We start from the raw sequence: 13,226 nt of genomic DNA on the forward strand, positions 1-13,226 counted from the left end.
ACAGGGGGTAATCCCCCATTTCCCCTTTTGAAGTGACCATTTGAAATGTGAGAAACCCTGTACTTTGAAAAAGTACAGGGTTTCTCGACAATCTGGAGACCCCTCAGGGTCTCTTTTTCATTTATTAAACTTGCGAATAAACTGAACCGCCTTGGAAATATCATGTTCCGGATTTGATAACCGGTACTTTCAGGACAGTTTACTTGTAAAGTCAATGGTCAAGTTAACGAAATCTTACCTTTGAACAGCTGATGCAAAACCATCGTGGTTACGCCGATTACATAATTTCTTTTGCCTAAACTCGCAGGGGAAACCCAATTCGAGTCATACAAACCATCCACCGCAAATTTGGCTAGATGATCGTGAATCTTCTGAATGCATTTCGGTGATGTCATGAACCACCCGTCCAAAATGGTCTTTTGCGGGCCAAACAGATTCATCATGACCGCAACCGCCCTGCTCAAAAACAGCAGGCTTCGATTCATCATCGTCTCGATCCAAATTTCCCCGCGTTCATACGCTTGTACAACTTCTTCAATGGTTTGAGGTACAGGGCAGCCATGCTTGGCTGCCCTTTTCCGCGCCTGCTCCAGCACATAGGTACTGTTAAACCAATTATCATGCAGCAGGGCGACCTCTCCTGCTCTTCCTTTGTACCCAGAATAGACCTGGCCATTCACGATAAACCGGGCTCCGACACCTTCATATATCCATACATATAACACGTTCTTAACGCTAGGACTCGTCTCCAGATAATATTCCGCAAATGCAGCGGCATTGGTGTCGTTCATGACGTAAATAGGCAGATTATAATAACGGGACTGAAGCAGGCTGATGATCTCAAAATCCTTCAGATTCAGATAACGTGCGTACGATATTGTCCCGCTACCCTCGTCAACAATACCCGGAGAAGCAATGCCGATTCCTTTGATTTGGGAGAAGTCACTGATTCCCGCAATTCGGACAATCTCGCTGATACAGTGAAATATCGCCTGCAGAACCTGGTCATTTCCTTTTACAGCCGGAACTGTAAGTTCAGCGACGATTTCACTGTGGAAATTGGATAGCGTGCAGTAAAAGGTGTTGTTTCCCAAACCGACCGAAATGACAAACCCTTTATCTTTGCTAATCTCCAGCGATATGGCCTTGCGCCCAGCACCGACCGATGACTTTTCGCCCGATTCGACAATGAATCCTTCGGCAATCAGCTCATCCACCAGAGAGGACACGGTCGTAGCGCTCAGTTGCGTAACCTTTGCCATATCCGCACGCGACATCGCTTTTTCCCTATGAAGCAAGCTTAAGATGGTCGCTCGGTTGATTTCTTTCATTAGATATACGTTACCTCTAATATGTTTCATGTATGTACCTTTCTCCAGGGTAATGTGTTCTCTAGAAAAAGAAACCCCCTAGTTTCCATTGTTCTTATCCATTACTTCATTAATTCTTTATTCGCCTCATACGCTTTGTTCTGGATCGCTTCCAATTCATCAAAACGCATGGATCTCACTTTCTCAACGAATGCATCAAATTGGGATAACGGCTCCTGCCCGATAATAAACTTGCTGATCATCTCATTCGCATAGGTATCGATCTGCGTTTTGATCTCCGTGCTCGTCTCAAAATCATCTTCAGTATACTTCAAGGCAGGCACCGGATCCCGGAAATAGTTTTGTTCGACGTAATAGAACAGTTGCTTGGCCGCATCCTCGCTCACCGCAGCCGCTTTCTCATAACGGGCATCTTGACGGAAACCGATCCATGGCTGCGCTCCGATTCTACTTAATGCCTTCGCGGCCCCGTCCGGGTTTTTCATAATCTTGTCGGTATATTTGAGCGTTCCATCGGCTTCCTTCGTATATGTGTCGCCCTCAACCCCGAAGTTAAATAGCAGTTGACCTTCGTCACTGTAAGCATACTCGAAAATTTCCATCGTTTTATCGACGTGCTCGTTCTGGCCGCTGATGGCCCAAGCAACAGGCACCACGATTTGCTGCTGCCTGCTCGTAAGCGGTTTGTCGCCTTTGTTCATGACTGGAGGTGGCGTAACCTGAAAATTAAATCCTTTGATATTCTCAACCTCAGGTCTTGCATTGAAACTTGCCACATATCCAACCCAATGATTGGTTGCACCGACTTTATCATTGAAAACCATCGAAGTATAGTCTTTATCTTGTCTGGACAGGATCTCTTGATCAAACAATCCTTCACTGTACCATTGGTTCATCGTAGTTAGAAATTCCTTGGCGCGCGGATCGATTGGCGTATAGATCATCTTGCCGTTTTCCTCCATCCAGCGGCCATCCTCGTTCAGGTCAATGCCCCAAGCATCGGCAAAGTTCAAATAAAAAGTGCCGGCAGTAGAAAACGGTACTTCATCCTTCGGATCACCGTTTCCGTTGGCATCCTTCTCTTTGAACGCTTTCAAAGTATTATACCAATCATCCATCGTTTCCGGTACTGGCAGGTTCAAGCGATCCAACCAGTCTTGACGAATCAAGGGGCCTTCGGATGTACGAACCGCAGACAACATCGGAACTCCGTAAATATTGCCATCTGCATTAACAATCTGGGATTTGGCAATTTTGTCGTCTACTAAATATTTTTGCAGATTGGGCTTATCTTTAATCAGATCGTTCAGCGGGATGAACACGCCCTGTGGACCGTACTTGTTAAAGTTGCTAGGTGCATCCGCGACGATATCCGGATACTCATTGGAAGAAATCATAAGCGGAAATTTGTCACGCATCGTTTTGGCATCACCTGTAATAAAGTCAAATTCCACGTTGAATTTTTTGCCGATTTCCTTCCATACCAGTGTTTCGTTGGTGTACATTTCATCCGTTGCCCGGCTCGCAATAAAGATCGATAATTTCACCGGTTGATCATCACCGCTCGTATTATCTGACGACGACGATTCTCCCTTTGACGCTCCGCCTCCGCATGCCGATGTCAGAAGAGCCATAATGATTACAATGATCAATAAGGATATCCCATTCTTTCTCCATTGTCTGTTCATTCTTACGACCTCCACTTTGGATTATTTATTTTAATCACATCTCTATTTCAAATCTACTAACTCTTAACGGCGCCGATCATCACCCCTTTCACAAAATACTTTTGCAGAAACGGATAGGCCATAATAATCGGCAGAGCCGTAATCACGATAGCCGCATATTGAATGGTGATCGGCAGAACTCCGGAACTTTGCACCAGCGCCTTCTCCATTTCCTTATCGAATGAGCTGTCGCGGATTATTCGGACCAATAACACCTGAACCGGCATAAATTGCTCCTTGCTGAGTAATATCAATTCCCAGAAAAAGGAGTTCCATTTGCCGACCGCATAATACAAGCCGATGGCTGCAAGAACCGGTTTGGACAGAGGTAGCGCCATTTGTAGGAATATTCTGATATCGCTGGCACCGTCGATTTTGGCCGATTCCTCGATCTCTTTGGGAAGACTCTCAAAATAGGTGCGTACAATGATGATATAGAACGTAGAAATAGCTGCGTAAAGCAAGATACCCATTCGGGAATTAAGTAAATGAAGATCTCTCATGACCATATAAAAGGGAATCATTCCGCCACCGAACCATAATGGAATCGCCAAAAAAATGGCGGCAAAATTGCGCAGCTTCCAATTTTTCCGTGACAGTGGATAGGCCGCCAGCGTCGTCAGCAGTAAACTGAGAAATGTTCCTACCACCGTGTAGTAAATCGTATTTCCATAGGCCACGATCATTCCCTTGTAATTCAAAACTGTCTCATAAGCCGACAAATTGATTCCTTTTGGCCAGAGAAGCACTTCATTTCGCATCACACTGTCCGTATCGCTGATAGAAACGGATAGAATATAAATGAATGGGTAGAGCATCACGATACAAGTGACGATAATAAACAGATAGATGAATACAAAATAAATGGCGTCACTGGCGTCCACTCTTTTTTTGGTCTTAAACATGTTCTCTCCCCCTTTTACCAAAGCGAAGTCTGGTTTGCTTTTTTGCTCAAGTAATTGGCCCCGTATACCAGAATGAAACCAATTACAGCCTGGAATAGGCCAACCGCTGTGGCATAGCTGTAGTTATTGTCGATGAGTCCTTTTCTGTACACGTAAGTATTCAGGACATCCGCGGTGTCATAAATCGTTGGATTGTACAACAGCAGGATTTTGCCAAAATCGGCCGTTAAAATCGTGCCCAGGTTTAACAGCAGCATAATAATAATGGTCGGGACCAGACTTGGGAATGTAATGTAGCGGAGCTGACTCCACCGGCCCGCCCCATCGATCTTGGCTGCTTCGTACAGATCTGGACTAATGCCCGAAAGAGCGGCGATATAAATAATGGCGGAAAACCCAGCTCCCTGCCAAATTCCCAGCAGCACATAAATCGTTCTGAAGTAATCCGGATCTTGAAAGAAGAAAATACTCTCAATCCCAAATTTATTTAAAAGGATATTGACGATCCCCGTACTCGGCGAAAGGAAGGTAAGAGCCATCCCGCATACAACAACCGTAGAAATAAAATACGGTAAATAGCTAATCGTCTGTGCAATTTTTTTGAACAGGAGATTCCGTATTTCATTGAAGCAAAGAGCTAAAACAATCGGCACAGGGAATCCGAAAATCAAGCTGTAAATATTAAGGAGCAGCGTGTTTTTGATCAGTCTAAAAAAATGGGGGTCATCCAAAAATTGTTGGAAATATTTGAACCCGACCCAGCTGCTTCCGGATATCCCTTTGACCACGTTGTACTTCTGAAATGCCATTAACAAGCCATGCATCGGCCAATAGGCAAATATGAAATACCATATAAAAACAGGTAGAAACATAATGTAAAGCCATTTGTTGTATACAAGCTCCTTAGCCATTAACTGAAGTTTGGAGCCCTTCTTCTTTTTCATATCGATCTGAATTATCGGTTCTAAACCAGCCATGTTTAAACTCCTTTCAACGCACTCATTCTTTGCTGCCAAAGGCCCCTTTGTTGGATCCATCCATGTACTCCAAATTCCATGAATCGCTTATTAAACAACCCCTTCCACGAGTTTTATATCACTTCCTGATTTGAAATCGCATTCATTAAGCGCTTTCAAATCCATCGATAAAATGATATTTCAACCCCATTTATCAGCCATTTTTTATCAAGCTTTTATCACATTATAACTGATTCGATTAATTTGTACAGTGTCTTTATTAATTATTTATTAAAAAATAATTCGACTAAAAGCTACTCCTTTAATAGATTGGGGTTGTTCATCTATCAATGAAGAATGATGCAAGAATTTTTGCGAGAATGTGAATGTTATATAAAAAAGCTCCCTCTCGGGAGCCTTTTCATACTCGCAATGACATGCTAATTTTCATTAATTCAGAAACCATGTGTTGTTCCTATGCAACTTTTATTAATTTAAATATCATGGTTGTTCACTACTCCAGACTCCTTACGGTTAGCCAAACTGCCTTCGGAAGGTAAAGTAAGCGTAAATTTAAATATGTTATTTATATGATTGAGAGTTAAGATTCCTCCGTGCAATTCAATAATGTTTCTTGCAATTGAAAGACCAAGACCGGCTCCTGTTTGAATGCCTTCGCTACTACGTGAATGATCGACTTTATAAAAACGTTCGAAGAGTTTATTCTCTTGTTCTTGCGTAAGGGGGTTCCCTTTATTTTCAACCTCAATTTTAATTTGCTGATGATCCGATTTCATTAAAACACGAACGGTTCCTGGCTTTACAGAGTACTTAAGAGCATTCATTAATAGATTATCCATCGCTCTCGCAATTTTCTCGCTGTCAATGAAGGTTACAATCGGAGAGTTCCCTATCTCTTTCACGATAGCAATCCCCTTCTCTTGGGCAATCGGTTCAAATTCAAATAGTAATTGATCCAGCAGTTGAAATAAATCAATTTCCTTTATATCCAAGTGGATGTCGGCCGAGGTGAGTCTGGTATATTCAAACAAATCATCAAGCAATTTCTTCAAGTGAATCGCTTTGTTATAGGTGTTTTGAACAAATCGTGTATATTCTTCTTTATCTTGAAATGAGTCTGTTCTTAAAAGCTCAATATAGCCGATAATACTTGTAAGAGGTGTGCGCAAGTCATGTGAAATGCCTGTGATCATATCCATCTTGGATTTCTCCGTTTCACGCTCCTTAACAATCTGCCGTTGCAGCCGTTCAGTCATTCGATTAATGTTAAATGCGACCCGCCCGAGTTCATCTTGTCGATCAACAGATACCCGATAATTTAAATCACCCTCAGAAATAATTTGAAGTCCACGTTCCAAATGAATAAGATCTTTAACAATTCTTCGTGTTAAAACTAAAAAAGTAATAATAAAGATAGCCATATACATAGGTGTAACAAGATAGGGAAGGAAATTGAGAAGCCACTTCCATTCCATTTCATTACCGACCTTTGAGAAAAATAAAATGAGCAAATCATTTATAGCCATTGCGATTATTAAACTTAGCACCATTCTGATTAAGATGTTGACCTGGATTTTTTTTCTTTTTGGCTTTTGTCCATGTTCAGTCAATTTTATAGCCCACTCCCCAAACCGTTTTAATATATTGGGGCTCTCTTGGAGATGCTTCTATTTTTTCTCGTAAATTCCGAATATGAACCATTACCGTATTATCTGAATTTCCGTACGGCTCTCTCCATACGCTTTCATAAATCTTGTTAGAGCTAAATACTTGCCCTGGACGGCTTGCAAGCAATTCTAAAATTGAAAACTCCAGCGGGGTTAGCGAAATGTTGCTTCCTTTCAATGTAACGGTATGTTTAGCCTTATCAATAACAAGATCTTTGATGAGGATTAGTGAATTAAGCTCTTCTTTTCCTATTAATGATTGTCGCCGCAATTGAGCTTTTACTCGGGCGACCAATTCCAAGGGATTAAAGGGCTTTGTCATATAATCGTCCGCTCCGGTAGTGAGACCTGTAATTTTATCAATATCTTCTTCTTTAGCTGATAACATGATAATAGGAGCGTCCGATATTCCCCTAATTTTAATGCAGGCACTAATACCATCCATTCGAGGCATCATAACATCCAGGATGACCAACTGGACCGAGGTTGTTTTTATTATATCCAGCGCTTCCAGACCATCTGCAGCTTCAATTACACGGTATCCTTCATTTCGCAAATATACGTGAATGACATCTCTAATTTCGGAATCGTCATCAACGACAAGTACTGTATTCATTAAATGTTCCTCCTTTTTCAGAGATTGAAACTACTACGATCGCTAAATAAATGCAGCCCGGATGTAGATTCAGTCAACCTATCAAGTGAATTGTAGTTTCATGTTCAAATCGTCTCCCTTTTACGACAGGTATATACGAAGGCTGGAGGGAAATTGAATGGCACGAACTCTATTTTTTCAATTATCAATTCTTCAGCAAATTTTTTTCTCATTTGAAGGGAATATTGAAAAGCGACAAAGATCCCTCCTGGTTTTAATGCCTCAATAATCTGATTTAATAAAGTTTCCCGCATTTCACTCGTGAAATTAAAAAATGGTAGTCCGCTTATAATACAGTCAAGCTGACCTATCCCATCTTGACTCATTTTTTTAACTAATTGGCATGCATTGGCATGACAGACGAAATCCGGGTATTCTGTTTTTAAATTATTTCTCATTTTCTTATCCCTTTCAAATAATAGTACTTTGGTTGATTCGTTTAGCTGCGCCTTCATCAAACGTGTGATAGCACCTGTACCTGACCCGAGCTCAGCGACTGCCTTTACCTCATTCCATGGTACAGACTGAATCATTTTAGCTGCTAGAAATCGAGAACTTGGTATGATGCTTCCTACTCGTTGTGGATTTTTGAAAAATCCTTGCAAAAAAAGTAATGATTCATTGATATTCATCTGTTCTCCCCCATTATATAATTCCCCGAGTCAACTTGGTGAATCTAAAATACAATCCCGCCCAAATATCTGCCAGCAGTAAAAAACGTCACCGTCCAAAACAAAACACTAACATATGATACCAAGGCGAATTTTTTGAATGTAACCCCGCTTAATCCAACAATGAAAGGTAGAATATACCGAATAAGAGGAATGAATACTCCAAAACACATTGCCAGATCTCCTCGTTGCTTAAAAAGCTTATCTGCATTCTGAAAGTAGCGATTATTTTGAAATCTTATGCTTATGTTTCCGCCTAAAATTCTGCCAGCAAAATAAGCTATTGTGTATGCTGTTAACAGGCCAACGGAGATGTAGAAATATGTTATCCAGGGATCTAACACACCCGTGTTGCTTAGTATCCCGCCAGTTAATATCGTTACTTCATTTGGAACTGGAATTCCAAATGGACCTAGGGAGAAGGCTAAGAAAAACGCCAGATAGCCGTATTGCTCAACCAGTTGTATGATGATATTACTAATCATAAATTAGCTCCTCATTATGTTTTCGACATGAAAATAATAACGAAAAAATCTAAGGATTTTACGAGGAAATATCTAAAGAAAATCTGAAGATTTCGCTGAATGCAAATTTGCCTTCGACTTTTCCATCTCACGAGCAGAAATTCGTTGCCACATTACTCCCCTCCGGTTATTCGAATTCAAAACAAAAAGCACCCTAATCGGTGCTTTTCGATATGACATATTATTTTCTTTATGTAAAGATTGGCTAGGATTTCGCTGGCATTATTTACCTTCAGAATACGAATATAAATCACATAATGAGAATTATTGGTCTTCTTGTAAAATAACGATCTTGATGTATTCTGAAATTAGTAAGAAATAGACCCTGCCAGCATTAGCCAGTAGGGTCTTTGTCATGCAGGGAATATTATACAAAGGCACTAGTAATGATTACCAACAATATAAAGAGAACAAGAATCGCCGCGACTGAGTTTTTACCGCCGTATCCTCCAACACTTTCGTAACCAACTTCACCCATGAGGTCTCCTCCTTTTCTACGATCTCAATACAAAGTATTCAAAATCTCATACAATGCCAGGGCCAATATGCTTTAACAAAAAAGAACCTCACCAGCCTAAGCCAGTGAGGTCTGGTCTCTTACCGATGATATCGGAGTATTATCTATAATGCGAAGTATTTTTTCAGACAACATCTACTTCTGTTCAAATGACTTATAGTAAATTCTACCCACCTTTGATATACTGACATTATTACTTTCGTCATGGGTGCGTGATTAATCAAATGTGGGATAAAGAACTGAAAATGGCTATACAAAAGAAGCAAAATGTGACGATATACCTTATTGATGGCGCAGTACTCCAAGGCATACCTGATGCTTGTACAGATCGCTTAGAGATGCGGAGTGCTTATGGGCCAGTCTGGGTACCATTAGAGGAAATAAAGCATGTGAGTCGATTGATACGACTAGACGCAAAAAAGAACCTACTGGCATATAGCTAGTAGGTTCTTTTTGCTATCTAAAAATGAAATGTACTTGGGTCCCGTCCGGGTATCCCTCCAAATAGTTACCTACCCAGCTTCCCGCTCCTCGATTGTCAGATGGATCTATGTATTCGACACTTGCACCGTCCCCGCCTTCGGCACACATGGCCATCGGCCACTCATCCCGATCAAATCCTTTTTTTGTAGGGATTCCTTTTAGCGAAGAACTTCTGTTATCATCTGCACCAGTTCGATCAATGGTACAAACTTCGGAATGGCCGGATTCAATGGCCTTTTGTATGTGATCTGCTGTCTCAGGATATCTATCCGCTGGAAACTCCAATTCGACAACGGTACCCGGTATTGGTTGGTTTACATCAATGTCATCTAGCTCCGGAAAATAATTAAGGACCAACCAAACCACTAACAAGGATAAGACCGCTGTTCCAAACTTCAAGAATAACTTTTTCATGCGAATTGCTCCCCTCAATACAAACAAAAAAATCCCTGCTGGCCTGGGCTGGCAGGGATTTTCTTACCGATGCCTTCAGTTTACTTTTTTAAGTATAATCAAGTTGGCATATATTTGTAAATCACTTCTCTGTAATTGTCGCTGTCATACATTTGTGAAGCTTATACAAGAAAAGAGACCCCGAGAGGTCTCTTTTTCATTGATATGACAGGCTTTTGGGGCCTTTTGTTACATCATGCCGCCCATTCCACCCATGCCGCCCATATCAGGCATAGCTGGTTTTTCTGGTTCTGGCTTGTCAGCGATAACTGCTTCGGTTGTCAGGAACATAGCCGCAACGGAAGCTGCGTTTTGAAGAGCGGAACGCGTTACTTTTGCAGGGTCAACGATACCTGCTTCGAACATGTTCACCCAAGTGTCTGTAGCAGCGTTGTAGCCGATACCGATCTCTTCTTTTTTCAGACGCTCAACGATAACAGAACCTTCTTTACCAGCGTTTGCTGCAATCGTGCGGATTGGCTCTTCCAGAGCGCGCAGAACGATGTTCACGCCTGTTTTCTCGTCGCCTTCTACTTGAACAGCAGCAACAGCGTTGTATACGTTAACGAGCGCTGTACCACCACCGGATACCATACCTTCTTCAACCGCAGCGCGGGTTGCGTTGAGGGCATCTTCGATGCGCAGTTTGCGTTCTTTCAGTTCTGTTTCAGTAGCCGCACCGACTTTGACCACAGCTACGCCACCAGCCAATTTAGCCAGACGCTCTTGCAATTTTTCTTTGTCGAAATCGGAAGTGGTTTCTTCCAATTGGTTGCGGATTTGCTTCACGCGAGCATCGATGTCTTCTTTGTTGCCAGCGCCATCCACGATAATGGTGTTCTCTTTGGTTACTCGCACTTGACGAGCAGTACCCAATTGATCGATGGAAGCTGTTTTCAGGTCAAGACCGAGCTCTTCCGTAATCACTTGGCCGCCAGTCAATGCAGCGATATCTTGCAGCATGGCTTTACGACGGTCACCGAAGCCAGGAGCTTTAACAGCAACAGCGTTAAACGTACCGCGCAGTTTGTTCACGATCAGCATCGCTTGCGCTTCGCCTTCGATGTCTTCCGCGATCAGAACGAGCGGTTTGCCTTGCTGCACGATTTTTTCAAGGATCGGCAGGATCTCTTGCGTGTTGGTTACTTTTTTATCGGTGATCAGGATGTATGGATTCTCAAGAACAGCTTCCATTTTATCCGTATCAGTAATCATGTATGGAGAGATGTAGCCGCGGTCGAATTGCATACCTTCTACAACTTCCAGCTCCGTCAGGAAGCCGCGGGATTCTTCAACGGTGATGACGCCGTCTTTGCCCACTTTATCCATAGCTTCTGCAATTAGTTGACCTACTTCTTCGTCAGCTGCAGATACGGAAGCGACTTGAGCGATTTCCTGGTGGTTTTTAACTTCTTTCGCGATGTTTTGAAGTTCAGCCACAGCTGCTCTAACCGCTTTGTCGATACCCTTACGGATGATCATTGGGTTTGCACCAGCTGTTACGTTCTTCAGACCTTCACGGATCATAGCTTGAGCCAGAACCGTTGCCGTTGTTGTACCGTCACCGGCAACATCGTTGGTTTTGGTAGCTACTTCTTTAACAAGCTGAGCACCCATGTTCTCGAATGCATCTTCCAGCTCGATTTCTTTAGCGATGGTTACACCGTCATTCGTGATGAGCGGGCTTCCGAATTTCTTCTCAAGAACCACGTTACGGCCTTTCGGTCCGAGTGTTACTTTAACTGCATTTGCCAAAGCGTCTACACCGCGAAGCATTGCGCGACGGGCGTCTTCACTGAACTTAATGTCTTTTGCCATGGTATTACATACCTCCCTAGTGGATTATGAAATCGTGAAACAAAGATATATTCAGGCGTTCATTAGCCTAAAATCGCGTGGATGTCGCTTTCTTTCATAATCAAATATTCTTTACCTTCGTATTTGATTTCTGTTCCAGCGTATTTGGAGAAAATGACGCGGTCGCCTTCTTTAACTTCCAAAGGTACACGTGCGCCGTCTTTCAGGGAGCCACTGCCTACAGCAATAACTTTACCTTCTTGCGGCTTTTCTTTAGCAGAGTCAGGAAGTACAATCCCGAATGCCGTAGTTTCTTCTTGTTCGATCGGTTCTACCAATACGCGTTCACCTAAAGGTCTGATCATGAAAAAATAGCCTCCTTTAAATATGTTGTGATGCTTTTTTCAAAGCTTTATGTATTAGCACTCGACAACCCTCAGTGCTAACAACCAATTTTATGATACTCAAGTTGTCTTAAAATTTCAAGTCCTTTGCATGATTTTTTGATCATTTTTTTGCAATTGAGACTCTGATCGGGGTTGTCCCTAAACCCCCTACTCCATTGTATCCATGACCAGCCAAAATATGCCTGAGTCTTAAGGAACACTGTACGGCTGAATACCAAATGACGCTCCCCTTTCGTCAAACTGTGAATGACTGCGGTCCGCCGGTTCCCCATCCTTCAACCAGCGCGTTCCGAAACAAAGCATCCAGCCTTTGATCCAGATCCGTGTCTTGGTGCTTCTTATCCTTGGCTAGCTGTTCATATTCGTTCAATTTCTCTTCTATAAATGCATTGATGACGGGAAGCTTCGGTTCAACATCCATCTCTTCACCCGAACGTTTGCGGAGAAGCAGCTGATTGATCTCCTGTTTCAGTGCACTTCCCTGATCTAATAGGCGATCCGTAAGCAGCTCGAATTCCATGGGAGGCATCTCGTTGTAGGTCTGAATCCAGTCGCATGCCAGGATCGGACGCAGTACATAGAAATACTTTTTGATCTTTACGTCTCCCCCTTGCAAATACATCCGGTAATTGCCTTTGGCCATGTTCAGGTAGTGGTGCATGCAAGATTTAGGCGAGAAGGCTAGCGGAGATATGCTGCGGATTTGCTGGGCGATGCCAAGCGTCTCCTTATACTTGATAGGGGACTCCAACCACTCGAGCAGGGGTGGATTCGACTTGCGAAAAAGCCCCAGTGCTTTTTTCAAATCCCAACCGCTCATATCCAGCCTGTCGCTGATCGGCCGCTCAATCACATCTCGCTTGTCGAAGATGGACAAATACCACTCCACGGGTCTGATATAGATAAACCTTACGTCATAATCGCTGTCTGTCGACGGGAAGCCCCAGGCCCTGCTGCCTGATTCGCATGCATACAGGATAAGAATCCCTTCCTCCCGCTCAATCCGCTCAAGTTCTTGCTGTATCATCAATTTCATTTCTTCCGTTATATTCATATCCGGAATCTCTCCTTCTGTATTGGCCGTGTGATGTCCAATATCCTTATTGTCTTCC

General features: G+C 42.7%; 14 protein-coding genes. All 14 read right to left on the bottom strand.

Translation table 11 applies throughout. The annotated features are described in order from the left end of the window. On the bottom strand, positions 1–215 hold a 215-nt coding region (locus tag ACOZB4_RS24570; protein WP_422759681.1), incomplete at its 3' end, for a hypothetical protein. A gap of 3 nt (positions 216–218) precedes the next feature. Next, positions 219–1,361, bottom strand: coding sequence for an ROK family transcriptional regulator (locus ACOZB4_RS24575; protein WP_379407217.1), 1,143 nt, complete (start codon positions 1,359–1,361; stop codon positions 219–221). 71 nt (positions 1,362–1,432) lie between these two features. Beyond that, entirely contained in the window at positions 1,433–3,019 is a 1,587-nt protein-coding gene (locus tag ACOZB4_RS24580; RefSeq protein ID WP_379407218.1) for a hypothetical protein, read from the bottom strand. Between the two features lie 56 nt (positions 3,020–3,075). Next, on the bottom strand, positions 3,076–3,963 hold the full coding sequence (locus ACOZB4_RS24585; protein ID WP_098748752.1) for a carbohydrate ABC transporter permease: 888 nt from the start codon (positions 3,961–3,963) through the stop codon (positions 3,076–3,078). A 14-nt stretch (positions 3,964–3,977) separates the two neighbouring features. Next, a complete protein-coding gene (locus tag ACOZB4_RS24590; RefSeq protein ID WP_076324701.1) occupies positions 3,978–4,940 on the bottom strand; it encodes an ABC transporter permease in 963 nt (320 codons plus the stop codon). Positions 4,941–5,413: 473 nt separating this feature from the next. Continuing rightward, entirely contained in the window at positions 5,414–6,550 is a 1,137-nt protein-coding gene (locus tag ACOZB4_RS24595) for a sensor histidine kinase (RefSeq protein ID WP_379407219.1), read from the bottom strand. Next, on the bottom strand, positions 6,543–7,223 hold the full coding sequence (locus ACOZB4_RS24600; RefSeq protein ID WP_379407220.1) for a response regulator: 681 nt from the start codon (positions 7,221–7,223) through the stop codon (positions 6,543–6,545). Before ACOZB4_RS24600 ends, ACOZB4_RS24595 begins: the two co-directional genes overlap by 8 nt. Positions 7,224–7,327: 104 nt before the next feature. After that, positions 7,328–7,894: a class I SAM-dependent methyltransferase gene (locus tag ACOZB4_RS24605; protein WP_379407221.1), complete on the bottom strand. Its 567-nt coding sequence runs from the start codon at positions 7,892–7,894 to the stop codon at positions 7,328–7,330. Between the two features lie 44 nt (positions 7,895–7,938). Beyond that, positions 7,939–8,418, bottom strand: a complete 480-nt coding sequence (locus tag ACOZB4_RS24610) for a DedA family protein (protein WP_379407222.1) — start codon at positions 8,416–8,418, stop codon at positions 7,939–7,941. Positions 8,419–8,824: 406 nt separating this feature from the next. Further along, positions 8,825–8,935 carry a sporulation protein YjcZ gene (gene yjcZ, locus ACOZB4_RS24615; RefSeq protein WP_083659774.1) on the bottom strand — a complete coding sequence of 37 codons (111 nt, stop codon included), beginning with the start codon at positions 8,933–8,935 and terminating at the stop codon, positions 8,825–8,827. 495 nt (positions 8,936–9,430) lie between these two features. Then, a complete protein-coding gene (locus ACOZB4_RS24620) occupies positions 9,431–9,871 on the bottom strand; it encodes a NucA/NucB deoxyribonuclease domain-containing protein (protein WP_379407223.1) in 441 nt (146 codons plus the stop codon). Between the two features lie 228 nt (positions 9,872–10,099). Then, a complete protein-coding gene (gene groL, locus ACOZB4_RS24625) occupies positions 10,100–11,728 on the bottom strand; it encodes a chaperonin GroEL (RefSeq protein WP_076324708.1) in 1,629 nt (542 codons plus the stop codon). A 62-nt stretch (positions 11,729–11,790) separates the two neighbouring features. Further along, a complete protein-coding gene (groES, locus tag ACOZB4_RS24630) occupies positions 11,791–12,072 on the bottom strand; it encodes a co-chaperone GroES (protein ID WP_006212454.1) in 282 nt (93 codons plus the stop codon). 277 nt (positions 12,073–12,349) lie between these two features. Further along, positions 12,350–13,168, bottom strand: a complete 819-nt coding sequence (locus ACOZB4_RS24635; RefSeq protein WP_379407224.1) for a nucleotidyltransferase domain-containing protein — start codon at positions 13,166–13,168, stop codon at positions 12,350–12,352. Positions 13,169–13,226 lie beyond the last annotated feature (58 nt).

This window comes from Paenibacillus sp. NPDC058898 (assembly GCF_049316025.1).
In the GTDB taxonomy this organism is placed as follows: domain Bacteria; phylum Bacillota; class Bacilli; order Paenibacillales; family Paenibacillaceae; genus Paenibacillus_AQ.

Bases quoted from the DNA above. Each gene is read 5' to 3' on its own strand.
- ACOZB4_RS24575 (WP_379407217.1), bottom strand. From the start codon at position 1,361: ATGAAACATATTAGAGGTAACGTATATCTAATGAAAGAAATCAACCGA.
- ACOZB4_RS24580 (WP_379407218.1), bottom strand. From the start codon at position 3,019: ATGAACAGACAATGGAGAAAGAATGGGATATCCTTATTGATCATTGTA.
- ACOZB4_RS24585 (WP_098748752.1), bottom strand. From the start codon at position 3,963: ATGTTTAAGACCAAAAAAAGAGTGGACGCCAGTGACGCCATTTATTTT.
- ACOZB4_RS24590 (WP_076324701.1), bottom strand. From the start codon at position 4,940: ATGGCTGGTTTAGAACCGATAATTCAGATCGATATGAAAAAGAAGAAG.
- ACOZB4_RS24600 (WP_379407220.1), bottom strand. From the start codon at position 7,223: ATGAATACAGTACTTGTCGTTGATGACGATTCCGAAATTAGAGATGTC.
- ACOZB4_RS24605 (WP_379407221.1), bottom strand. From the start codon at position 7,894: ATGAATATCAATGAATCATTACTTTTTTTGCAAGGATTTTTCAAAAAT.
- ACOZB4_RS24610 (WP_379407222.1), bottom strand. From the start codon at position 8,418: ATGATTAGTAATATCATCATACAACTGGTTGAGCAATACGGCTATCTG.
- yjcZ (WP_083659774.1), bottom strand. From the start codon at position 8,935: ATGGGTGAAGTTGGTTACGAAAGTGTTGGAGGATACGGCGGTAAAAAC.
- ACOZB4_RS24620 (WP_379407223.1), bottom strand. From the start codon at position 9,871: ATGAAAAAGTTATTCTTGAAGTTTGGAACAGCGGTCTTATCCTTGTTA.
- groL (WP_076324708.1), bottom strand. From the start codon at position 11,728: ATGGCAAAAGACATTAAGTTCAGTGAAGACGCCCGTCGCGCAATGCTT.
- groES (WP_006212454.1), bottom strand. From the start codon at position 12,072: ATGATCAGACCTTTAGGTGAACGCGTATTGGTAGAACCGATCGAACAA.
- ACOZB4_RS24635 (WP_379407224.1), bottom strand. From the start codon at position 13,168: ATGAATATAACGGAAGAAATGAAATTGATGATACAGCAAGAACTTGAG.